At 59.1% G+C, this 22,291-nt stretch carries 20 protein-coding genes; 18 read left to right on the forward strand and 2 right to left on the reverse strand.

The features are described 5' to 3' along the window. Positions 1-2 precede the first annotated feature (2 nt). From nuoE to nuoN, 10 genes are all read left to right on the forward strand, one after another. A complete protein-coding gene (nuoE, locus tag ACERY3_RS11505; protein WP_006176513.1) occupies positions 3-503 on the forward strand; it encodes an NADH-quinone oxidoreductase subunit NuoE in 501 nt (166 codons plus the stop codon). Beyond that, entirely contained in the window at positions 500-1,837 is a 1,338-nt protein-coding gene (gene nuoF / locus ACERY3_RS11510; RefSeq protein WP_023312536.1) for an NADH-quinone oxidoreductase subunit NuoF, read from the forward strand. Before nuoE ends, nuoF begins: the two co-directional genes overlap by 4 nt. A gap of 55 nt (positions 1,838-1,892) precedes the next feature. Then, positions 1,893-4,616: an NADH-quinone oxidoreductase subunit NuoG gene (nuoG, locus tag ACERY3_RS11515; RefSeq protein ID WP_182071323.1), complete on the forward strand. Its 2,724-nt coding sequence runs from the start codon at positions 1,893-1,895 to the stop codon at positions 4,614-4,616. After that, a complete protein-coding gene (gene nuoH, locus ACERY3_RS11520) occupies positions 4,613-5,590 on the forward strand; it encodes an NADH-quinone oxidoreductase subunit NuoH (protein ID WP_008500211.1) in 978 nt (325 codons plus the stop codon). Before nuoG ends, nuoH begins: the two co-directional genes overlap by 4 nt. Before the next feature lie 13 nt (positions 5,591-5,603). Further along, a complete protein-coding gene (gene nuoI, locus ACERY3_RS11525) occupies positions 5,604-6,146 on the forward strand; it encodes an NADH-quinone oxidoreductase subunit NuoI (RefSeq protein WP_003861491.1) in 543 nt (180 codons plus the stop codon). A gap of 10 nt (positions 6,147-6,156) precedes the next feature. Continuing rightward, positions 6,157-6,711, forward strand: a complete 555-nt coding sequence (gene nuoJ / locus ACERY3_RS11530; protein WP_023312534.1) for an NADH-quinone oxidoreductase subunit J — start codon at positions 6,157-6,159, stop codon at positions 6,709-6,711. Next, positions 6,708-7,010 carry an NADH-quinone oxidoreductase subunit NuoK gene (gene nuoK, locus ACERY3_RS11535; RefSeq protein ID WP_003861496.1) on the forward strand — a complete coding sequence of 101 codons (303 nt, stop codon included), beginning with the start codon at positions 6,708-6,710 and terminating at the stop codon, positions 7,008-7,010. The genes nuoJ and nuoK overlap by 4 nt, the downstream gene beginning before the upstream one ends. Continuing rightward, entirely contained in the window at positions 7,007-8,848 is a 1,842-nt protein-coding gene (gene nuoL, locus ACERY3_RS11540) for an NADH-quinone oxidoreductase subunit L (protein ID WP_014884634.1), read from the forward strand. The genes nuoK and nuoL overlap by 4 nt, the downstream gene beginning before the upstream one ends. A 76-nt stretch (positions 8,849-8,924) precedes the next feature. Beyond that, entirely contained in the window at positions 8,925-10,454 is a 1,530-nt protein-coding gene (gene nuoM / locus ACERY3_RS11545) for an NADH-quinone oxidoreductase subunit M (RefSeq protein WP_023312532.1), read from the forward strand. A gap of 6 nt (positions 10,455-10,460) precedes the next feature. After that, the gene (gene nuoN, locus ACERY3_RS11550; protein WP_029740937.1) at positions 10,461-11,918 is read left to right on the forward strand and encodes an NADH-quinone oxidoreductase subunit NuoN; all 1,458 of its coding nucleotides are present in this window, start codon (positions 10,461-10,463) and stop codon (positions 11,916-11,918) included. Positions 11,919-12,116: 198 nt separating this feature from the next. On the opposite strand, the gene ACERY3_RS11555 is transcribed toward nuoN, so the two are convergent. Both ACERY3_RS11555 and rbn read right to left on the reverse strand, forming a co-directional pair. Beyond that, a complete protein-coding gene (locus tag ACERY3_RS11555; RefSeq protein ID WP_033146077.1) occupies positions 12,117-13,121 on the reverse strand; it encodes a chemotaxis protein in 1,005 nt (334 codons plus the stop codon). 64 nt (positions 13,122-13,185) lie between these two features. Beyond that, positions 13,186-14,103, reverse strand: coding sequence for a ribonuclease BN (gene rbn / locus ACERY3_RS11560; protein ID WP_182383828.1), 918 nt, complete (start codon positions 14,101-14,103; stop codon positions 13,186-13,188). Positions 14,104-14,174: 71 nt separating this feature from the next. Here rbn and ACERY3_RS11565 point away from each other — a divergent pair, with 71 nt between their 5' ends. From ACERY3_RS11565 to menE, 8 genes are all read left to right on the forward strand, one after another. Further along, positions 14,175-14,636: a GNAT family N-acetyltransferase gene (locus tag ACERY3_RS11565; protein ID WP_033146075.1), complete on the forward strand. Its 462-nt coding sequence runs from the start codon at positions 14,175-14,177 to the stop codon at positions 14,634-14,636. Between the two features lie 53 nt (positions 14,637-14,689). Beyond that, positions 14,690-14,995: a stress response protein ElaB gene (gene elaB / locus ACERY3_RS11570; RefSeq protein WP_058841550.1), complete on the forward strand. Its 306-nt coding sequence runs from the start codon at positions 14,690-14,692 to the stop codon at positions 14,993-14,995. Between the two features lie 211 nt (positions 14,996-15,206). After that, positions 15,207-16,502 carry an isochorismate synthase MenF gene (gene menF / locus ACERY3_RS11575; protein WP_373225694.1) on the forward strand — a complete coding sequence of 432 codons (1,296 nt, stop codon included), beginning with the start codon at positions 15,207-15,209 and terminating at the stop codon, positions 16,500-16,502. An 88-nt stretch (positions 16,503-16,590) separates the two neighbouring features. Continuing rightward, positions 16,591-18,261: a 2-succinyl-5-enolpyruvyl-6-hydroxy-3-cyclohexene-1-carboxylic-acid synthase gene (gene menD, locus ACERY3_RS11580; protein ID WP_058841548.1), complete on the forward strand. Its 1,671-nt coding sequence runs from the start codon at positions 16,591-16,593 to the stop codon at positions 18,259-18,261. Further along, entirely contained in the window at positions 18,258-19,034 is a 777-nt protein-coding gene (gene menH, locus ACERY3_RS11585; RefSeq protein ID WP_058841547.1) for a 2-succinyl-6-hydroxy-2,4-cyclohexadiene-1-carboxylate synthase, read from the forward strand. The genes menD and menH overlap by 4 nt, the downstream gene beginning before the upstream one ends. After that, entirely contained in the window at positions 19,031-19,888 is an 858-nt protein-coding gene (menB, locus tag ACERY3_RS11590) for a 1,4-dihydroxy-2-naphthoyl-CoA synthase (RefSeq protein ID WP_023312524.1), read from the forward strand. The genes menH and menB overlap by 4 nt, the downstream gene beginning before the upstream one ends. Beyond that, positions 19,888-20,853 carry an o-succinylbenzoate synthase gene (menC, locus tag ACERY3_RS11595; RefSeq protein ID WP_045888619.1) on the forward strand — a complete coding sequence of 322 codons (966 nt, stop codon included), beginning with the start codon at positions 19,888-19,890 and terminating at the stop codon, positions 20,851-20,853. Before menB ends, menC begins: the two co-directional genes overlap by 1 nt. Beyond that, complete coding sequence (gene menE / locus ACERY3_RS11600; protein ID WP_373225696.1) at positions 20,850-22,211, forward strand: o-succinylbenzoate--CoA ligase; 1,362 nt, start codon at positions 20,850-20,852, stop codon at positions 22,209-22,211. The genes menC and menE overlap by 4 nt, the downstream gene beginning before the upstream one ends. The last annotated feature ends 80 nt before the right edge of the window (positions 22,212-22,291 follow it).

A 22,291-nucleotide genomic window follows, 5' to 3' on the forward strand; every position in this document is an offset into this window, starting at 1 on the left:
TTATGCACGAGAATCAACAACCACAAACCGAGGCTTTTGAGCTGAGTGAAGCAGAACGTGCCGCGATTGAGCACGAGATGCACCACTACGAAGACCCGCGTGCGGCGTCCATTGAAGCGCTGAAAATCGTACAGAAACAGCGTGGTTGGGTGCCGGATGGGGCGATCTATGAGATCGCGAAAGTGCTGGGTATTCCGGCAAGTGACGTAGAGGGCGTAGCCACGTTCTACAGCCAGATCTTCCGTCAGCCGGTAGGCCGCCACGTGATCCGCTACTGTGACAGCGTTGTCTGCCACATCACCGGTTATCAGGGCATTCAGGCTGCGATTGAGAAAAAGCTCAATATCAAGCCGGGCCAGACCACGTTCGATGGACGCTTTACCCTGCTGCCAACCTGCTGCCTGGGTAACTGCGACAAGGGGCCGACCATGATGATTGATGAGGACACTCACAGCCATCTGACGCCGGAAGCGATTCCTGACCTGCTGGAGCAGTACAAATGAAAACTGTAATTCGTACTGCTGAGACGCATCCGCTGACCTGGCGTCTGCGCGATGACAAACAGCCGGTATGGCTCGACGAATACCAGAGCAAAAACGGCTATGCCGGCGCGCGTAAAGCCCTTGGCGGCATGGCACCGGACGACATCGTTAATGCGGTGAAAGACTCCGGCCTAAAAGGGCGCGGCGGTGCGGGCTTCTCCACCGGTTTGAAGTGGAGCCTGATGCCGAAAGACGAATCCATGAACATCCGTTACCTGCTGTGTAACGCCGATGAAATGGAGCCGGGTACCTATAAAGACCGCCTGCTGATGGAACAGCTGCCGCACCTGCTGGTGGAAGGCATGCTGATCTCCGCGTTTGCGCTGAAAGCGTACCGTGGCTACATCTTCCTGCGCGGTGAGTACATCGAAGCAGCGGAAAACCTGCGTCGCGCGATTGCCGAAGCCACCGAAGCGGGCCTGCTGGGTAAAAACATCCTGGGCACCGGCTTTGACTTTGAACTGTTCGTGCACACCGGCGCAGGGCGTTATATCTGCGGCGAAGAAACCGCGCTGATTAACTCCCTGGAAGGCCGCCGCGCGAACCCGCGTTCCAAGCCACCGTTCCCGGCAAGTTCCGGCGTATGGGGTAAACCGACCTGCGTAAACAACGTTGAAACCCTGTGTAACGTTCCGGCTATCCTCGCCAACGGCGTGGAGTGGTATCAGGGCATCTCCTCAAGCAAAGATGCCGGTACCAAGCTGATGGGCTTCTCTGGTCGCGTTAAAAATCCTGGCGTCTGGGAACTGCCGTTCGGTACCACCGCACGTGAAATTCTTGAGGACTACGCTGGCGGCATGCGCGATGGCCTGAAATTCAAAGCCTGGCAGCCGGGTGGGGCAGGGACCGACTTCCTGACCGAAGCCCATCTTGACCTGCCAATGGAATTCGAAAGCATTGGTAAAGCAGGCAGCCGTCTGGGTACGGCGCTGGCGATGGCCGTCGACCACGAGATCGGCATGGTCTCGCTGGTGCGTAACCTGGAAGAGTTCTTCGCCCGCGAGTCCTGCGGCTGGTGCACACCGTGCCGTGATGGCCTGCCGTGGAGCGTGAAGATCCTGCGTGCAATCGAACGTGGTGAAGGCCAGCCTGGGGATATCGAGACGCTTGAGCAACTGTGTCGATTCTTAGGCCCGGGTAAAACCTTCTGTGCCCACGCACCGGGTGCCGTCGAACCTCTGCAGAGCGCGATCAAATATTTCCGCGACGAGTTCGAAGCAGGCATCAAGCAGCCGTTCAGCAATACCCATGCCATCAATGGGATTCAGCCGAACCTGCTTAAAGCGCGCTGGTAACGACAAGAATTTTGATTAACGCTCGGTTTCGACCGAGCCAACTGGAAGCATGCTAATGGCTACGATTCATGTAGACGGCAAAGAATACGAAGTCAACGGGGCGGACAACCTGCTGGAAGCTTGTCTGTCTCTTGGCCTCGATATTCCGTACTTTTGCTGGCATCCGGCGCTGGGCAGCGTCGGTGCTTGCCGCCAGTGTGCGGTGAAGCAATATCAAAACGCGGAAGACACGCGTGGTCGCCTGGTGATGTCCTGTATGACGCCAGCCACCGAAGGCACTTTTATTTCGATTGATGACGAAGAAGCTAAACAGTTCCGCGAAAGCGTTGTGGAATGGTTGATGACCAACCACCCGCACGACTGTCCGGTCTGTGAAGAGGGCGGTAACTGCCACCTTCAGGATATGACCGTGATGACCGGCCACAGCTTCCGTCGCTATCGCTTTACCAAGCGTACCCACCGTAACCAGGACCTGGGGCCGTTCATCTCTCACGAAATGAACCGCTGCATCGCCTGCTACCGCTGCGTGCGTTACTACAAAGATTACGCAGACGGTCAGGATCTGGGCGTGTATGGCGCGCACGATAACGTCTACTTCGGTCGTCCGGAAGACGGCGTGCTGGAAAGCGAATTCTCCGGTAACCTGGTAGAAATCTGCCCGACAGGCGTATTCACCGATAAAACCCACTCCGAGCGTTACAACCGTAAATGGGACATGCAGTTTGCGCCAAGCATCTGCCAGCAGTGTTCCCTCGGCTGTAACACCAGCCCGGGTGAGCGTTACGGCGAGCTGCGTCGTATCGAAAACCGTTACAACGGCACCGTTAACCACTACTTCCTCTGCGACCGCGGTCGTTTCGGCTATGGCTATGTGAACCTGAAAGACCGTCCGCGTCAGCCGGTTCAGCGCCGTGGCGACGACTTCATTACCCTGAACGCTGAACAGGCGATGCAGGGCGCGGCAGATATTCTGCGCCAGTCGAAGAAAGTGATCGGTATCGGCTCCCCGCGCGCCAGCATCGAAAGCAACTTTGCGCTGCGCGAGCTGGTTGGAGCGGAAAACTTCTATACCGGTATCGCTCAGGGCGAGCAGGAACGTCTGCAGCTGGTACTGAAAGTGCTGCGTGAAGGCGGTATTCATACCCCTGCGCTGCGCGAAATCGAATCTTATGATGCGGTCCTGGTGCTGGGTGAAGACCTGACGCAGACGGGCGCACGCGCGGCTCTGGCGGTTCGTCAGGCGGTGAAGGGGAAAGCACGTGAAATGGCAGCGGCGCAGAAAGTGGCTGACTGGCAGATTGCGGCGATCCTCAACATCGGCCAGCGCGCGAAGCATCCTCTGTTTGTGACCAACGTCGACAACACCCGTCTGGACGATATCGCGGCGTGGACCTACTGCGCGCCGGTTGAAGATCAGGCGCGCCTCGGCTTTGCCATTGCCCACGCGCTGGACAGCAGCTCACCGGCCGTTGAACTGGATCGCGACCTGCAGAACAAGGTTGACGTGATTGTTCAGGCCCTGGCGGGTGCGAAAAAACCGCTGATTATTTCCGGTACCAACGCCGGCAGCGCGGAGATCATTCAGGCGGCAGCCAACGTTGCTAAAGCCCTGAAAGGCCGCGGTGCTGATGTCGGTGTGACCATGATTGCCCGTGCGGTGAACAGCATTGGTCTGGGCATGATCGGCGGCGGCTCGCTGGAAGCAGCGTTAAGCGAACTGGAGTCCGGTGCCGCTGACGCCGTTGTGGTGCTGGAAAACGATCTGCATCGCCACGCCTCTGCCGCTCGCGTTGACGCCGCGCTCTCCAAAGCGCCGCTGGTAATGGTCATTGACCATCAGCGCACCGCGATCATGGACAAAGCGCACCTGGTGCTCTCTGCGGCAAGCTTCGCAGAAAGCGACGGTACCGTTATCAACAACGAAGGTCGCGCCCAGCGTTTCTTCCAGGTTTACGATCCGGCGTACTACGACAGCAACACCGTGATGCTGGAAAGCTGGCGCTGGCTGCACTCCCTGCACAGCACCGTGCAGAGCCGTGAAGTGGACTGGACGCAGCTCGACCACGTTATCGACGCGGTAGTGGAAAAACTGCCTCAGCTGGCAGGCATTAAAGATGCCGCACCTGAAGCAAGCTTCCGCATTCGCGGCCAGAAACTGGCGCGTGAACCGCACCGTTACAGCGGCCGTACCGCGATGCGCGCCAATATCAGCGTGCACGAACCGCGCCAGCCGCAGGATAAAGACACCATGTTCGCCTTCTCTATGGAAGGGAACAACCAGCCGTCTGCGCCGCGTTCGCAAATCCCATTCGCATGGGCGCCAGGCTGGAACTCCCCGCAGGCATGGAACAAGTTCCAGGCTGAAGTGGGTGGCTCCCTGCGTCACGGCGATCCGGGCGTGCGTCTGATTGAAGCCTCCGAAACCGGTCTGGACTTCTTCACCTCCGTACCGGCGAGCTTCCAGGCGCAGGATGGCAGCTGGCGTATCGCGCCGTACTACCATCTGTTCGGTAGCGACGAGCTGTCTCAGCGTTCGCCTGTCTTCCAGACCCGTATGCCGCAGCCTTACATCAAGCTCAACCCGGCGGATGCCGCGAAGCTTGGCGTAAACGCGGGCGCGAACATCGCCTTTAGCTATGACGGCCAGACAATCAGCCTGCCGCTGATTATCTCCGAAGGTCTGACAGCAGGGCAGGTGGGTCTGCCGATGGGTATGCCTGGCATCGCGCCGGTTCTGGCGGGTGCGCGTCTTGATAATCTGCAGGAGGCAAAAGCATGAGTTGGTTAACGCCGGATCTTATCGACATCCTGCTGAGCATTCTGAAAGCGATTGTTATCCTGCTGGTGGTGGTCACCTGCGGCGCGTTCATGAGCTTTGGTGAACGTCGTCTGCTCGGTCTGTTCCAGAACCGTTACGGACCGAACCGCGTGGGTTGGGGTGGTTCACTCCAGCTGGTCGCGGACATGATCAAGATGTTCTTTAAAGAGGACTGGATCCCGCGCTTCTCGGACCGCGTGATCTTTACTCTGGCACCGATGATCGCCTTCACCTCGCTGCTGCTGGCGTTTGCTATCGTTCCGGTCAGCCCGACCTGGGTGGTCGCTGACCTGAACATCGGCATTCTGTTCTTCCTGATGATGGCAGGCCTCGCGGTGTACGCGGTGCTGTTCGCAGGCTGGTCCAGTAACAACAAATACTCGCTGCTGGGTGCGATGCGTGCTTCCGCGCAGACGCTGAGCTACGAAGTGTTCCTGGGTCTCTCCCTGATGGGCGTGGTGGCGCAGGCCGGTTCATTCAACATGACCGACATCGTCAATAACCAGGCCGACATCTGGAACGTTATCCCGCAGTTCTTTGGGTTTATTACCTTTGCTATCGCGGGCGTGGCGGTGTGTCACCGTCACCCGTTTGACCAGCCAGAAGCCGAACAGGAACTGGCCGACGGTTACCACATCGAATATTCCGGTATGAAATTCGGTCTGTTCTTCGTGGGCGAGTACATCGGTATCGTCACCATTTCCGCGTTGATGGTAACGCTGTTCTTCGGTGGCTGGCATGGCCCGTTCTTACCGCCGTTCATCTGGTTCGCGCTGAAAACCGCGTTCTTCATGATGATGTTCATTTTGATTCGCGCAGCGTTACCGCGTCCGCGTTATGACCAGGTAATGTCCTTCGGCTGGAAAGTGTGCCTGCCGCTGACGCTCGTCAACTTGTTGGTAACGGCGGCTGTCATTCTCTGGCAGCAGCCATAAGGGGCTATAGACCATGACCTTAAAAGAATTACTGGTAGGCTTTGGTACCCAGGTACGCAGTATCTGGATGATCGGCCTGCACGCGTTTGCCAAACGCGAAACCCGGATGTACCCGGAAGAGCCGGTATATCTGCCGCCGCGCTACCGTGGCCGTATCGTGCTGACGCGCGACCCGGACGGTTCCGAGCGCTGCGTTGCCTGTAACCTGTGTGCGGTAGCGTGTCCGGTCGGCTGTATCTCTCTGCAGAAAGCAGAGACGGTAGACGGCCGCTGGTACCCTGAGTTCTTCCGCATCAACTTCTCACGCTGCATTTTCTGCGGTCTGTGTGAAGAAGCGTGCCCAACCACGGCGATTCAGCTGACTCCAGACTTCGAGCTGGGTGAGTACAAGCGTCAGGACCTGGTGTACGAGAAAGAGGATCTGCTGATTTCCGGTCCGGGCAAATACCCGGAATATAACTTCTACCGGATGGCGGGTATGGCAATCGACGGCAAAGATAAGGGCGAAGCAGAGAACGAAGCTAAGCCTATCGACGTCAAGAGCCTGTTACCGTAAGGAGAGGGCAATGGAATTCGCTTTTTATATCTGTGGCCTTATCGCCATCCTGGCTACGCTGCGAGTGATTACGCACACCAATCCGGTGCATGCGCTGCTGTACTTAATCATCTCGCTGCTGGCCATTTCCGGGGTGTTCTTCGCACTGGGCGCGCACTTCGCCGGTGCGCTGGAAATCATCGTCTACGCCGGGGCCATCATGGTGCTGTTCGTGTTCGTGGTGATGATGCTGAACCTGGGCGGCTCTGAAATTGAGCAGGAACGTCAGTGGTTAAAACCGCAGGTGTGGATTGGCCCGGCAATTTTGTCGGCCATCATGCTGGCGGTGATTGTTTACGCCATTCTGGGCGTCAACGATCAGGGCATCGACGGCACGCCGATCGGCGCTAAAGAGGTCGGTATTACCCTCTTTGGCCCATACGTTCTGGCGGTTGAACTGGCCTCAATGCTGCTGCTGGCAGGTCTGGTTGTTGCTTTCCACGTTGGCCGCGAAGAGCGTGCTGGCGAGGTGCTGAGCAACCGCACTGACGACCGCGCGAAAAGAAAAACGGAGGAGCGCGCATGATCCCCTTAACACATGGACTGATCCTCGCTGCGATTTTATTCGTTCTGGGTCTGACCGGTCTGGTTATCCGCCGCAATCTGCTGTTTATGCTGATCGGTCTGGAAATCATGATTAACGCCTCCGCGCTGGCCTTCGTGGTCGCCGGAAGCTACTGGGGCCAGACCGATGGTCAGGTGATGTACATTCTCGCCATCAGCCTCGCGGCTGCCGAAGCGAGTATTGGCCTGGCGCTGTTGCTGCAGCTCCATCGTCGCCGCCAGAACCTGAACATCGATTCAGTAAGTGAGTTGCGTGGATGAACATGCTTGCCTTAACCATTATTTTTCCGCTGATTGGCTTCGTGCTGCTGGCGTTTTCTCGCGGCCGCTGGTCTGAGAATCTGTCTGCGACCGTGGGCATTGGCTCCATCGGTCTGGCTGCGCTGGTGACGGCGTATGCGGGTATCGACTTCTTTAACAACGGACGTCAGCCTTTCAGCGTGCCGCTGTGGACCTGGATGTCGGTCGGTGATTTCAACATCGGCTTCAACCTGGTGCTGGACGGCCTCTCGCTGACCATGCTCTCCGTGGTCACCGGCGTGGGCTTCCTGATCCACATGTTCGCCTCCTGGTATATGCGCGGTGAAGAGGGTTACTCCCGCTTCTTCGCCTACACCAACCTGTTTATCGCCAGCATGGTGGTTCTGGTGCTGGCCGATAACCTGCTGCTGATGTATCTGGGCTGGGAAGGCGTAGGTCTGTGTTCTTACCTGCTGATCGGTTTCTACTACACCGATCCGAAGAATGGCGCAGCGGCCATGAAAGCGTTCGTCGTGACCCGCGTGGGTGACGTCTTCCTCGCTTTCGCGCTGTTCATTCTTTACAACGAACTGGGCACGCTGAACTTCCGCGAAATGGTGGAACTGGCGCCGGCGCACTTCGCTGCAGGCAACAACATGCTGTGGTGGGCAACGCTGATGCTGCTGGGTGGCGCCGTGGGTAAATCCGCGCAGCTGCCGTTGCAGACCTGGCTGGCCGACGCGATGGCGGGTCCAACCCCTGTCTCCGCGCTGATCCACGCCGCGACCATGGTAACCGCCGGTGTCTACCTGATTGCGCGTACCCATGGCCTGTTCCTGATGACCCCGGAAATTCTGCATCTGGTGGGTATCGTCGGTGCGGTCACGCTGGTGCTGGCAGGCTTTGCCGCGCTGGTGCAGACCGACATCAAACGCGTTCTCGCGTATTCCACAATGAGCCAGATTGGTTACATGTTCCTGGCGCTGGGCGTTCAGGCGTGGGACGCAGCCATTTTCCACCTGATGACGCACGCGTTCTTTAAAGCGCTGCTGTTCCTCTCATCCGGTTCCGTGATCCTGGCCTGCCATCACGAGCAGAACATCTTCAAGATGGGCGGACTGCGTAAGTCCATTCCGCTGGTGTATGTCTGCTTCCTGGTGGGCGGCGCGGCGCTGGCGGCACTGCCGCTGATCACCGCGGGCTTCTTCAGTAAGGACGAAATCCTTGCGGGTGCCATGGCGAATGGTCATATCAATCTGATGGTTGCGGGTCTGGTCGGTGCGTTCATGACCTCCCTGTATACCTTCCGTATGATTTTCATCGTATTCCACGGTAAAGAACAAATTCACGCTCACGCAGGGAAGGGGATCACCCACCACCTGCCGCTGATTGTGCTGCTGGTACTGTCCACCTTCGTTGGCGCGATGATTGTGCCACCGCTGCAGGGCGTACTGCCAGACACCACCGAGCTTGAGCACGGTCGCGTTCTGACGCTTGAAATCACCTCCGGTGTGGTCGCTATCGCGGGCATCCTGATTGCAGCATGGCTGTGGCTGGGCAAACGTACGCTGGTGACTGCCGTTGCCAACAGTGCGCCGGGCCGTCTGCTGGGCACCTGGTGGTACAACGCGTGGGGCTTCGACTGGCTGTACGACATGATCTTCGTTAAGCCGTTCCTGGGCATTGCGTGGCTGCTGAAGCGCGACCCACTGAACAGCCTGATGAATATCCCGGCGATCCTTTCCCGCTTTGCAGGTAAAGGCCTGCTGTACAGCGAGAACGGTTACCTGCGCTGGTATGTGGCGTCCATGAGCATAGGTGCGGTTGTCGTGCTGGCGCTGCTGATGGTGTTGCGTTGATCGTTAAGTGAATTTTATTCGAATTCGTTGAAAATCAGGCCCCTGCTGGGGGCCTTAAAAAGGAATGTAAATCGCCATGTTACTACCCTGGCTAATATTAATTCCCTTCATCGGCGGCTTCCTGTGCTGGCAGACTGAACGCTTTGGCGTGAAGATGCCGCGCTGGATCGCGCTGATCACCATGGGATTGACGCTCGCGCTTGGCCTGCAACTGTGGTTGCAGGGCGGTTACTCACTGACCCAGTCTGCGGGCATTCCGCAGTGGCAGTCTGAGTTCATCCTGCCGTGGATCCCGCGTTTCGGCATTACGATCCACCTGGCGATTGACGGTCTGTCGCTGCTGATGGTGGTGCTGACCGGTCTGCTCGGCGTTCTGGCGGTACTTTGCTCCTGGCGAGAAATCGAAAAATACCAGGGCTTCTTCCACCTGAACCTGATGTGGATCCTGGGCGGCGTGATCGGCGTGTTCCTTGCCATCGACATGTTCCTGTTCTTCTTCTTCTGGGAGATGATGCTGGTGCCGATGTACTTCCTGATCGCGCTGTGGGGCCACAAGGCGTCCGACGGTAAAACGCGTATCACGGCGGCAACCAAGTTCTTCATCTATACCCAGGCGAGTGGTCTGGTGATGTTGATTGCTATTCTGGCGCTGGTGTTTGTTCACCACAACGCGACCGGAACCTGGACCTTCAACTACGAAGATCTGCTGAAAACGCCAATGTCCCACGGCGTTGAATACCTGCTGATGCTGGGCTTCTTCATCGCGTTCGCGGTGAAAATGCCGGTCGTTCCGCTGCACGGCTGGCTGCCAGACGCGCACTCTCAGGCACCAACGGCGGGTTCCGTTGACCTGGCGGGCATCTTGCTGAAAACGGCGGCCTACGGTCTGCTGCGTTTCGCACTGCCGCTGTTCCCGAATGCCTCCGCAGAGTTCGCACCTATTGCCATGTGGCTGGGTGTGATCGGTATCTTCTACGGTGCCTGGATGGCCTTCACGCAGTACGACATCAAGCGTCTGATTGCCTACACCTCCGTTTCCCACATGGGCTTCGTGCTGATTGCTATCTACACCGGTAGCCAGCTGGCGTACCAGGGCGCGGTAATCCAGATGATTGCGCACGGTCTGTCCGCAGCCGGCCTCTTCATCCTGTGCGGTCAGCTGTACGAACGTCTGCATACCCGCGACATGCGCATGATGGGCGGTCTGTGGAGCAAAATTAAGTGGCTGCCAGCGCTGTCCATGTTCTTCGCGGTGGCTACCCTGGGGATGCCGGGTACCGGTAACTTCGTCGGCGAATTTATGATTCTGTTCGGCAGCTTCAAAGTGGTTCCGGTGATTACCGTGATCTCCACCTTTGGTCTGGTGTTCGCTTCCGTGTACTCGCTGGCGATGCTGCACCGCGCCTACTTCGGTAAAGCGAAGAGCGAAATTGCTGCACAAGAACTGCCGGGGATGTCGCTGCGTGAGCTGTTCATCATCCTGCTGCTGGTCGTACTGCTGGTGCTGCTGGGCTTCTTCCCACAGCCGATTCTGGATACCTCGCATAGCGCGATGGGTAACATCCAGCAGTGGTTTGTTAATTCTGCTTCTACTACAAGGCCGTAATTCGCCATGACAATAACTCCACAACAACTGATCGCGCTGCTACCGCTGCTGATCGTCGGATTGACGGTGGTGGTTGTGATGCTCTCCATTGCGTGGCGACGCAATCACTTCCTGAATGCCACGCTGTCGGTCATCGGCCTGAACGCCGCGTTAGTCTCTCTCTGGTTTGTTGGCCAGGGTGGGGCGATGGACGTCACCCCGCTGATGCGCGTTGACGGTTACGCCATGCTGTATACCGGTCTGGTGCTGCTGGCGAGCCTGGCAACCTGTACCTTTGCGTACCCGTGGCTCGAAGGCTACAACGACAACAAAGAAGAGTTTTACCTGCTGGTTCTGATTGCCGCTCTGGGCGGCATTCTGCTGGCGAATGCGAACCACCTGGCCGCGCTGTTCCTCGGTATTGAGCTGATCTCTCTGCCGCTGTTCGGCCTGATTGGTTACGCCTTCCGTCAGAAGCGCTCCCTGGAAGCAAGCATCAAGTACACCATTCTGTCTGCTGCTGCGTCCTCGTTCCTGCTGTTTGGTATTGCGCTGCTGTACGCACAGTCCGGTAACCTCTCTTTCATGGCGCTCGGCAAGAGCCTCGGTGACGGCATGCTGCATGAGCCGCTGCTGCTGGCGGGTCTGGGCATGATGATCGTTGGCCTCGGCTTCAAACTCTCTCTGGTGCCGTTCCACCTGTGGACGCCAGACGTATACCAGGGTGCCCCGGCTCCGGTGTCGACCTTCCTGGCGACGGCGAGCAAGATCGCTATCTTCGGTGTGGTCATGCGTCTGTTCCTGTACGCGCCGGTTGGTGACAGCGAAGCGGTTCGCGTGGTGCTGGGCATTATCGCGTTCGTCTCCATCATCTTCGGTAACCTGATGGCGCTGAGCCAGACCAACATCAAGCGTCTGCTGGGCTACTCGTCTATCTCTCATCTGGGCTACCTGATGGTGGCGCTGATTGCGCTGCAGAGCGGTGAGATGTCGATGGAAGCCGTGGGCGTGTATCTGGCCGGTTACCTGTTCAGCAGCCTCGGCGCCTTCGGCGTGGTGAGCCTGATGTCCAGCCCGTACCGTGGCCCGGATGCCGATTCACTGTTCTCCTACCGTGGTCTGTTCTGGCACCGTCCGATCCTGTCCGCGGTAATGACCGTGATGATGCTCTCTCTGGCAGGTATCCCGATGACGCTCGGCTTTATCGGTAAGTTCTACGTGCTGGCCGTCGGTGTGCAGGCGCACCTGTGGTGGCTGACCGCGGGCGTGGTTATCGGCTCCGCGATTGGCCTCTACTACTACCTGCGCGTGGCCGTGAGCCTGTACCTGAGCGCGCCTCAGCAGCTCAATCGTGATGCCCCAACCAACTGGCAGTACAGCGCCGGTGGTATTGTCGTGCTTATCTCCGCACTGCTGGTGCTGATCTTCGGTATCTATCCGCAGCCGCTGATTGATATCGTGCAGCGAGCGATGCCGCTGATGTAAGGTGAAAGCAAAAAGGCAACGAAAGTTGCCTTTTTTAATGTTTGCGCCCTCTCCCGGTGGGAGAGGGACGGGGTGAGGGCACCAGCCCGCACGTAACGAAAAAACCCGCCTCGGCGGGTTTTTTTATGGTTTGTCCAGCGGCGCTACGCTTGCAGGGCCTACGGGTTTTGTAGGTCGGGTAAGCGTAGCGCCACCCGACTAAGCCAGCTGCTTCCGGCTAATCAACGGCCCGTCAATCTTCTTCATCGAGCGGTCCAGCACTTCCTCAATCACCGACGACAGCTCGTTCAGCTCAAACTTCGCCACATACCCGTCCGCCTTCACCTTGCGAATATGGTCTTCGTTGGCGTTGCCGGAAAGGGAAGAGTGGATCACGACCGGAATGTCCTTCAATATCGGGTCGGTTTTGATTTTGCGCGTCAGCGTAAAACCGTCCATCTCCGGCATTTCGAGGTCGGTCAGCACCAGAGCGATCTTATCGGTGATGGGAACCCCTTCAGCCTGGGCCTGCGCCGCCAGCACGCCGATTTTTTCCCACGCGTCTTTGCCGGTGATATGCAGCTGTGCCGGGATCTCCATGGCCTGCAGACCTTTTTCCAGCATCGAGCGCGCCACTTTGGAGTCTTCCGCGACGATGGCGACAGCGCCCGGTTTGATATGGAATTTGGTGGTCTTCAGGTTCGTGGCGTGCAGATCGTGATTGGCCGGGGTGATGTCATACAGGATCTGCTCAACGTCCAGCACCATCGCCAGATCGTTGGTATCGGTCTTTTCGTCAAGACACGCGATGCTGGTGATGTAGCGACCGCTGACGGCGGTTTCCGCCGCATGCACCTGCTTCCAGTCCAGACGCATGATGTTCTCAACCGATTCCACGGCAAACGCCTGCACGCTGCGCGCATATTCGGTGATCAGCAGGATGTTCAGCCCGGTGGTGGGCTTACAGCCCGCCACGGCGGCCAGGTCAATCACCGGGATCACCTGATCGCGTATATTCACCATTCCCATCAGAGGTGACTTCATCCCGGCGGGTTTCGTGAACTCCGGCATCGGCACAATTTCACGCAGCTTAAAGACGTTAATGCCAAACAGCTCGGATTTATTTTCGTTCAGAGAGGTGCCAAGACGGAACAGCAACAGTTCAAAACGGTTCGACAGGGTCAGATTCGCCCTGTCATCAATATCTTTCTGGAAATTATCCATTCTACCCTCGAGAGAAATGCTGACCTTTTAATCGTTATCGGCATCCTGAGGGAAAAATGAAGGACTAAACGCTAACCTGAGCGAAATCTTCGGCCAGCTCACATTCCGGGAACAGCGTGCGGCACTCTGCCAGCAGGTTTGCGCATCCCCGCGCGTCGTAGCGCGAGCTGACGTGGGTGACGATGAGCCGCCCGACGCCCGCGTCACGGGCAAGCTGCGCCGCCTGACGCGTGGAGCTATGGCCCCGGCTGTTGGCTTTCTCTTCCATTGCCGTTTCAAGCGTCGCTTCATGCACCATGACGTCCACGCCCTGGGCCAGCGTGAGCGCCGCCGGGCACGGGGCCGTATCGCCAAAAATCGCCAGTTTTTTGCCCGGCTGTGGTGCGGCGAGATAATCCTGGCCGTTGATGACGCGTCCGTCCTCCAGCGTGACGGTCTCTCCGTGCTTCAGACGCTGGAACAGCGGCCCGGGTTTTACGCCGTCGGCCATCAGCGCGGCGGCATCCAGCGCGCCGGGTTTGTCATGCGCCTCAATGCGGTAGCCATAGCACTCCACAGGATGATTGAGCGGTTGAGCGGTAACCCGATAATCCCCGTCATCAAAAACCAGGCCTTCGGTAATCTCAACGACCTCCAGCGGATAATCTGTCCATGACCCGCTCAGGCGCAGCGTAGTTTCGACAAATTCACGAATACCCGCTGGCCCGTAAATCGTCAGCGGGTTGGCGTTACCGGCCATCGAGCGGCTGCACAGCAGGCCGGGAAGGCCAAACAGGTGGTCGCCATGCAGATGGGTGATAAAAATTTTATCCAGCTTGCCGGGGTGGTAAGCGGTGTGTAACAGCTGATGCTGCGTCCCTTCACCGCAGTCAAACAGCCACAGCCCGCCGCGGGTGGGATGCTTAAGATCCAGCAGGATCGCCGTCACGTTTCGTGAGCGGGTTGGCACGCCAGCGGACGTACCCAGAAAAATCAGTTCCATAACGCAATCAGCCCTTTGCCGAACGGGGAGGGGTTTAGTATAACGTGATGAACCCCAGGAAGGAGACTGACATGATCCAGTGGCAAGATTTACATCATAGCGACCTCACCGTTCATTCACTTTACGCCCTGCTGAAGCTGCGCTGTGAAGTGTTTGTTGTGGAACAGACCTGCCCGTATCAGGACATCGATGGTGATGACCTTGTCGGTGAGAACCGCCATATCCTCGGCTGGCGGGATAACGAGCTGGTGGCGTATGCGAGGATTCTGAAAAGCGAAGACGATTTTGAGCCTGTCGTCATTGGCCGCGTCATCATCAGCGGCAAGGCGCGCGGTGAAAAACTGGGCTATCAGCTGATGGAAAAAACGCTGGAGGCGTGCCGGAAACAGTGGCCGGACAAGGCGTTATACCTCGGTGCGCAGGCGCATCTTCAATCCTTTTACGGGCACTTTGGCTTTGCGCCAGTGACGGAGGTATACGATGAAGATGGCATTCCGCACGTCGGCATGGCGCGAGAAGTGAAACAGGCGTAATGGCATCTCGTTGGCTATAGTTAGCGGACTGGTGTACTAACATGGAGAAAAATATGTCATTTCAATCCTGGGATACCCGTATCGACGACGACCTGGCCTTGCTGAGCGAAACGCTGGAAGAGGTGTTACGTTCCTCGGGCGACCCTGCCGATCAGAAATATATTGAGCTAAAAGCCCGTGCCGAGCAGGCGCTGCATGACGTGAAAAACCGCGTCAGCCATGCGTCAGATACTTACTACTACCGTGCCAAAAAAGCGGTGTATCGTGCCGATGATTACGTGCATGAAAAACCGTGGCAGGGTATTGGGGTGGGTGCTGCCGTAGGGCTGGTGCTGGGGCTGCTGTTAGCCCGTCGTTAAGCCGCTTAACCACTCCCTTTACACAAAATCATTCGAGTTGCATCAAGGCGGCAAGTCTGAGAAGCCCCAGGAGCTTACTCAAGTAAGTGACTGGGGTGAGCAGACGCAGCCAACGCCGAGGCAGCTTGAAGGATGCCGTGTATATACGTGGGTACTGCTATTTATGGCCAGTACCCCGTATAATACGAGGTTTTAACAGGGAGAGGTTCGCGTGAATTCGATTTTCCTCGCGCTGGAGCAACTGCGTACCCAGCTATCGCAAGCGTTACCCGCAGCACCCGGCATACGTCATTTCGACGTCTCTTTCCCGTTAAACGACGCCTTCGATCCCCTCGCCTGGCTGGGCGAGCAGCAGTGTTATCCGCAGTTTTACTGGCAGCAGCGTAACGGCGATGAAGAGCTGGCCGCGCTGGGGGCGGTCAACCAATTTTCCTCTCTGGCATTAGCCTCGCAGTTTTTGCGCGAGCAAAATGCGGCGCAAGATACTCGCGTCTGCGGCCTGAACGCCTTTAATCCCGAACAGGGGAGCCTCTTTTTACCGCGACTGCTCTGGCGACGTACCGCCGGCAACGCCACGCTGCGCCTGCAGCTCTGGAGCGACCGCTCGCTTGTGGAGGATGCCCGCGTCGCGCAGGATTTTTTACAGCGGCTCCGTCCTGCGAGATCTATCCGTCCGCTCTCCGTGCATGTTGAGCACGAAACCCATCAGCCGCAGCAGGCCGAATGGCTGAAACTTATCCGCAGGGCGACGGAGACCATCGCGCGCGGTGAGTTTGAAAAAGTGGTGCTCGCCAGGGCAACCGATCTGCAGTTCACGCAGCGCGTTAACCCTGTCGCGCTGATGGCCGCCAGCCGCGCCCTGAATTTACATTGCTATCATTTCTGCATGGTATTCGACGCCAGCAACGCGTTTCTCGGCTCTACGCCCGAGCGTCTCTGGCGGCGGCGCGGCAAGCTGCTGCGCACGGAAGCGCTCGCTGGCACCGTCGCCAGCCATGCCGATGATAGCCAGGCGCAGCGTCTCGGCGAGTGGCTGCTGAACGATGATAAAAACCAGCGCGAAAATATGCTGGTGGTGGAAGATATCTGCCAGCGTCTTCAGCGCTCTACGCAGACGCTTGAGGTACTGCCCCCCCAGGTGGTACGCCTGCGTAAGGTGCAGCATTTGCGCCGCTGTATCTGGACCGAGCTGAAACAGGCCGACGACGAGCAGTGTCTGCTCATGTTACAGCCGACCGCGGCCGTTGCCGGATTACCCCGACAGCCCGCGCGCGAGTTTATCCAGAAGGTTGAACCCTTTAACCGCGAGTGGTACGCCGGTTCGGCCGGGTACTTATCCCCCGAACAGAGTGAGTTCTGCGTGGCGCTGCGCTCCGCGCGCGTTCAGGAGGACTCCCTGCGGCTCTACGCTGGCGCCGGTATTGTCAGCGGATCTGACCCGGAGCAGGAGTGGCAGGAGATCGAAAACAAAGCCGCCGGATTGCGCTCTCTGCTCCTAAGGGATTAATACAGATTCGCGCAATCCCGATTCATATCAAAATTCCAATTTTTTCTATTATTTATACTGTGTCGCATTCTTGATACCGGACAATCTCATGTCAGTAAGTTCTTTTAACCGACGCTGGGCGGCGGTGATCCTTGAAGCCCTGACGCGCCACGGCGTCAGGCACGTGTGTATTGCACCGGGTTCTCGCTCAACGCCGCTGACGCTGGCGGCCGCAGAAAACCGGGCGTTGATTCACCACACCCACTTTGATGAACGCGGCCTCGGCCATCTGGCGCTGGGTCTGGCGAAAGTCAGCAAAGAACCTGTGGCGGTGATCGTCACCTCCGGTACCGCCGTGGCGAACCTCTATCCGGCCCTGATAGAAGCCGGGTTAACGGGTGAAAGACTGATCTTACTGACGGCCGATCGTCCCCCTGAGCTTATCGACTGCGGCGCCAATCAGGCCATTCGCCAGCCGGGGCTCTTTTCTTCGCATCCTTCGCAGACGATTTCGTTACCGCGTCCCACCCAGGATATTCCGGCAAGCTGGCTGGTCTCCACGGTCGATCACGCCATGGAGACGTTGCGCAGCGGGGCGCTGCATATCAACTGCCCGTTTGCCGAGCCGCTCTACGGCGAGCTGGACGACACCGGTCTTGACTGGCAGCAGTCCCTCGGCGACTGGTGGCAGAGTGAAAAACCGTGGCTGCGCGAGCAGACGCATCTTGAGAGCGCGAAACAGCGCGACTGGTTCTTCTGGCGGCAGAAGCGCGGCGTGGTGATTGCCGGGCGCATGAGCGCCGCCGAAGGCAAGCTGGTCGCCGAATGGGCGCAAACCCTCGGCTGGCCGCTGATTGGCGACGTGCTTTCCCAGACCGGTCAGCCGCTGCCGTGCGCCGACCTCTGGCTGGGTAATGCGAAAGCGGTCACCGAACTGGCGCAGGCGCAGATTGTGGTCCAGCTTGGATCGAGTTTGACCGGCAAACGGTTACTGCAGTGGCAGGCCACCTGCACGCCGGAAGAGTATTGGCTGGTGGATTCGCTGGAAGGACGGCTTGACCCGGCGCACCACCGCGGCCGTCGTCTGGTCAGCAGTATCGACGCCTGGCTGACGCTTCATCCGGCTGAGAAACGCAAGCCCTGGGCGGTGGTTATCCCGGACCTTTCGCGCCAGGCGTGGGAACTGACCAAAGCGCACTGTGAAGCGTTTAGCGAGGCCGGGCTGGCGCACCGCATTCGCCAGTGCCTGCCTGAACAGGGGCAATTGTTTGTCGGCAACAGCCTCGTCGTGCGGCTGATTGACGCTTTCTCGAAGCTGCCCGCGGGCTACCCGGTGTACAGCAACCGCGGTGCCAGCGGCATCGACGGGCTGATCTCCACGGCGGCGGGCGTGCAGCGCGCCAACGCGAAATCGACGCTGGCGATCGTGGGCGATCTCTCCGCGCTCTACGATCTCAACGCGCTGGCGCTGCTGCGTCAGGCGTCTGCCCCGTTTGTGCTGATTGTGGTCAACAACAACGGCGGGCAGATTTTCTCCCTGTTGCCAACGCCTCAGAGCGAGCGCGAGCGCTTCTATCTGATGCCGCAGAACGTGCAGTTCGAACACGCCGCGGCGATGTTTAGCCTGAAATACCATCGCCCGGAAAGCTGTGAACAGCTGGACGCGGCGTTAAGCAGCGCCTGGAAACAGCCGGGCGCGACGCTGATTGAGCTGGTGGTGAACGAGGCTGACGGTGCGCAGGCCCTGCAAAGCCTGCTGGCGCAGGTGAGCCAGCTGTGATCCTCTCTGGCGTGCAGCAGGCTGGCAAACCGGGCTATCCCTGGCTGGTCTTTTTGCACGGTTTTTCGGGCGACCGCCGCGAGTGGCAGAGGGTCGGTGAAGGGCTCAGCGATTATCCCCGGCTGTATCTGGATCTGCCGGGGCACGGCGGATCCCGGAATCTGGGCGTGATGGGGTTTGACGAGATGAGCACGTTGCTCACCCGAACCCTTCTTAGTTACAACATACTTAAATTCTGGCTCATCGGGTACTCCCTCGGCGGCCGCATTGCGATGTTCCATGCCAGCCAGCAGCCGAAGGGGCTGCTCGGGGTGATTGTTGAAGGTGGACACCCGGGCCTGCAGGATGCCGATGCGCGAAGTGCGCGGCTGGCGTCCGACCGCCGCTGGGCAACGCGTTTTCGCACCGAACCGCTGGAGAAGGTGTTCGCTGACTGGTACCAACAGCCCGTGTTCGCCTCCCTCACGGACGCCCAGCGCGATGCGCTTATTACCCTGCGCAGCCAGAACAACGGCGCGACGCTGGCGATGATGCTTGAGGCGACCTCGCTGGCCGTGCAGCCGGATTTGCGTGCCGCGCTTAGCGCACGCGATTTCTCTTTTGACTATCTCTATGGCGAACGGGATGAGAAGTTCGCGGCCCTTGCCGCGGAAGTGAACGCCGTTCGCCATGCCATTCCAGACGCCGGACACAACGCCCACCGGGAAAACCCCGATGCGGTTATCGCGAGTCTGGCTCAGATACTGCGTTATCGAATAAAGGACACTCTATGATTTACCCTGATGAAAACATGCTTTACGCCCCGGTTGAATGGCAGGACTGCTCCGAAGGCTACACCGACATTCGTTACCACAAATCCACCGACGGCATTGCCAAAATCACTATCAACCGCCCGCAGGTGCGTAACGCCTTCCGTCCGCTGACCGTGAAAGAGATGATTCAGGCTCTGGCGGATGCGCGCTACGACGATAACATCGGCGTGATTGTCCTGACCGGCGAAGGCGATAAAGCGTTCTGCTCCGGCGGCGATCAGAAAGTGCGCGGCGACTACGGCGGATACCAGGACGATGCGGGTACCCACCACCTGAACGTCCTCGATTTCCAGCGTCAGATCCGCACCTGTCCGAAACCGGTAGTGGCGATGGTAGCGGGCTACTCCATCGGCGGCGGTCACGTGCTGCACATGATGTGCGATCTGACCATTGCCGCCGAGAACGCCATCTTCGGCCAGACCGGTCCGAAAGTGGGATCCTTCGACGGCGGCTGGGGCGCCTCGTACATGGCACGCATCGTCGGGCAGAAAAAAGCCCGCGAAATCTGGTTCCTGTGCCGTCAGTACAACGCCCAGGAAGCGCTGGATATGGGCCTGGTGAATACCGTGGTTCCGATTGCCGATCTCGAAAAAGAGACCGTTCGCTGGTGCCGCGAAATGCTGCAAAACAGCCCGATGGCGCTGCGCTGCCTGAAGGCCGCTCTCAACGCCGACTGCGACGGTCAGGCGGGTCTGCAGGAGCTGGCGGGCAACGCCACCATGCTGTTCTACATGACCGAAGAGGGTCAGGAAGGGCGCAACGCGTTTAACGAAAAACGCCAGCCGGACTTCAGCAAATACAAACGGAACCCGTAATGCGTCGCGCGCAGGTTTACCGCTGGCAGATACCGATGGACGCGGGCGTGGTGCTGCGTGAACGGCGGTTAAAAACCCGTGACGGCTTCTTCGTGCATCTGCAGCAGGGCGAACGGGAAGGATGGGGCGAGATTTCGCCGCTGCCGGGCTTTAGCCTGGAGTCGCTGGATGACGCGCAGTCTGTATTGCTGGCGTGGTCGGACGCATGGCGTGAGGGCGCGGATCCGGCGCTGCCGGACGTGCCTTCCGCGGCTTTTGGCATCAGCTGCGCCCTGGCGGAGCTGGACGGCAGCCTGCCTGAAGAGGCTAACTACCGCGCGGCACCGCTCTGTACGGGCGATCCTGACGAGCTGTTCGCGCTGCTCTCCGCCATGCCGGGCGAGAAAGTGGCGAAAATTAAAGTCGGTCTCTACGAGGCGGTGCGCGACGGCATGGTCGCCAACCTGCTGCTGGAGGCGATCCCCGACCTTCATCTGCGTCTTGACGCTAACCGCGCCTGGACGCCGCTCAAGGCGCAGCAGTTTGCAAAGTACGTCAACCCGGCGTACCGCAGCCGCATTGCCTTCCTCGAAGAACCGTGCAAAACCCGCGACGATTCGCGCGCGTTCGCCCGCGAAACGGGGATTGCCATCGCCTGGGATGAAAGCCTGCGCGAGGACGATTTTGAATTTGTCGCCGAGCCCGGCGTCAGCGCGGTAGTGATTAAACCAACGCTGACCGGCAGCCTGGCGAAGGTGCGCGAGCAGGTCGCGGCGGCGCACGCGCTGGGGCTGACGGCGGTCATCAGCTCGTCGATTGAGTCCAGCCTTGGGCTGACCCAGCTGGCGCGCATTGCCGCCTGGCTAACGCCGGATACGATCCCTGGCCTCGACACGCTGAACCTGATGCAGGCTCAGCTTATCCGCAGGTGGCCGGACAGCGCGCTGCCGTGCCTCAACGTCGCGGCGCTGGAGCCGTTGTTATGAGTTTTACCGACTGGCCGTGGCGGCACTGGCGCGCGCAGTTTGCTGATAAACCGGCCCTCAGGCTGAACGACGAGGTGCTCAGCTGGCAACAGCTGTGCGCCCGCGTCGACCGCCTTGCGGCAGAGTTTCACCTGCAGGGCGTGGAGGAGGGCAGCGGCGTGCTGCTGCTGGCCCATAATCATCCGCGAACCCTGCTGGCGTGGCTGGCGTTGCTCCAGTGCGGGGCGCGTATTCTTCCCGTTAATCCGCAGCTGCCTCGCCCGCTGCTGGACGTGTTGCTCCCGCAGATGACGCTGCGCTTTGCGCTGGTGCAGGACGGTACCTGCGACGGTCTTCCAGCCCTGAGCATGCGCGAGCATGCGGGGGAATATCGCGTTGCGTGGCAGCCGGCGCGGCTGGCGTCGATGACGCTAACCTCCGGCTCCACCGGGCTGCCGAAAGCGGCGGTCCATACCTGCGAGGCTCATCTTGCCAGCGCGCGCGGCGTGCTGGCGCTGATGCCCTACGGCGAAGACGACGACTGGCTGCTTTCGCTGCCGCTGTTTCACGTTTCCGGCCAGGGGATTTTATGGCGCTGGCTGCAGGCCGGCGCGCGGTTAACCGTGCGCGAGAAACAGCCGCTGGCGCAGGCGCTGCGCGGCTGTACGCACGCTTCGCTGGTGCCGACCCAGCTCTGGCGTCTGCTTAATGCCCACCAGCCTGTTGCACTGAAAGCGGTGCTGCTGGGCGGGGCCGCCATTCCTGTTGAATTGACGCAGCAGGCGCGCGAGCAGGGGATTCGCACCTTCTGCGGCTACGGCCTGACCGAGTTTGCCTCTACCGTCTGCGCGAAAGCGGCGGACGGCGAGCCGGACGTAGGCTCCGCGCTGCCGGGCAGAGAGGTGCAGGTGGTTAACGGTGAGGTCTGGATCCGGGCAGAGAGTATGGCCTCAGGCTACTGGCGGGACGGTGAATTGGTTCCGCTGACCAACGCGCAGGGATGGTTCGCTACCCGCGATCGCGGGGAATGGCATGACGGCCGCCTGACGATCCTGGGCCGCATGGACAACCTCTTTTTTAGCGGCGGAGAAGGGATCCAGCCGGAGAGCCTTGAGCGCGTTATCGCCCGCCATCCGCAGATTAACCAGGTGTTTATCGTCCCGCTGGACGACGCCGAGTTTGGACAGCGTCCGGTGGCGGTGGTGGAGTGCGAGCCGGGCACGGATATCAGCTGTTTACCTGACTGGGTCAGGGATAAGGTGGCGCGTTTTGAGCAACCCGTCCGCTGGCTGCTGTTGCCGACCGAACTCAAAAATGGCGGCATTAAAGTCTCACGCCGCGCGTTGCAGCAGTGGGTGAACGCCTCGCTGAAGGGATAATAGCCGTTTCAAATAATTACAATCTACTGACCTGCCGCACGCAGAGTGCTTGATCCCCGGAAGACTCCGGTTAAAATCTC

Origin of the sequence: Enterobacter cloacae complex sp. ESBL7 (genome assembly GCF_041679625.1) — a bacterium.
GTDB classification, from domain to species: Bacteria; Pseudomonadota; Gammaproteobacteria; order Enterobacterales; family Enterobacteriaceae; genus Enterobacter; species Enterobacter asburiae_B.

Bases quoted from the DNA above. Each gene is read 5' to 3' on its own strand.
- nuoE (WP_006176513.1), top strand. From the start codon at position 3: ATGCACGAGAATCAACAACCACAAACCGAGGCTTTTGAGCTGAGTGAA.
- nuoF (WP_023312536.1), top strand. From the start codon at position 500: ATGAAAACTGTAATTCGTACTGCTGAGACGCATCCGCTGACCTGGCGT.
- nuoG (WP_182071323.1), top strand. From the start codon at position 1,893: ATGGCTACGATTCATGTAGACGGCAAAGAATACGAAGTCAACGGGGCG.
- nuoH (WP_008500211.1), top strand. From the start codon at position 4,613: ATGAGTTGGTTAACGCCGGATCTTATCGACATCCTGCTGAGCATTCTG.
- nuoI (WP_003861491.1), top strand. From the start codon at position 5,604: ATGACCTTAAAAGAATTACTGGTAGGCTTTGGTACCCAGGTACGCAGT.
- nuoJ (WP_023312534.1), top strand. From the start codon at position 6,157: ATGGAATTCGCTTTTTATATCTGTGGCCTTATCGCCATCCTGGCTACG.
- nuoK (WP_003861496.1), top strand. From the start codon at position 6,708: ATGATCCCCTTAACACATGGACTGATCCTCGCTGCGATTTTATTCGTT.
- nuoL (WP_014884634.1), top strand. From the start codon at position 7,007: ATGAACATGCTTGCCTTAACCATTATTTTTCCGCTGATTGGCTTCGTG.
- nuoM (WP_023312532.1), top strand. From the start codon at position 8,925: ATGTTACTACCCTGGCTAATATTAATTCCCTTCATCGGCGGCTTCCTG.
- nuoN (WP_029740937.1), top strand. From the start codon at position 10,461: ATGACAATAACTCCACAACAACTGATCGCGCTGCTACCGCTGCTGATC.
- ACERY3_RS11555 (WP_033146077.1), bottom strand. From the start codon at position 13,121: ATGGATAATTTCCAGAAAGATATTGATGACAGGGCGAATCTGACCCTG.
- rbn (WP_182383828.1), bottom strand. From the start codon at position 14,103: ATGGAACTGATTTTTCTGGGTACGTCCGCTGGCGTGCCAACCCGCTCA.
- ACERY3_RS11565 (WP_033146075.1), top strand. From the start codon at position 14,175: ATGATCCAGTGGCAAGATTTACATCATAGCGACCTCACCGTTCATTCA.
- elaB (WP_058841550.1), top strand. From the start codon at position 14,690: ATGTCATTTCAATCCTGGGATACCCGTATCGACGACGACCTGGCCTTG.
- menD (WP_058841548.1), top strand. From the start codon at position 16,591: ATGTCAGTAAGTTCTTTTAACCGACGCTGGGCGGCGGTGATCCTTGAA.
- menB (WP_023312524.1), top strand. From the start codon at position 19,031: ATGATTTACCCTGATGAAAACATGCTTTACGCCCCGGTTGAATGGCAG.
- menC (WP_045888619.1), top strand. From the start codon at position 19,888: ATGCGTCGCGCGCAGGTTTACCGCTGGCAGATACCGATGGACGCGGGC.
- menE (WP_373225696.1), top strand. From the start codon at position 20,850: ATGAGTTTTACCGACTGGCCGTGGCGGCACTGGCGCGCGCAGTTTGCT.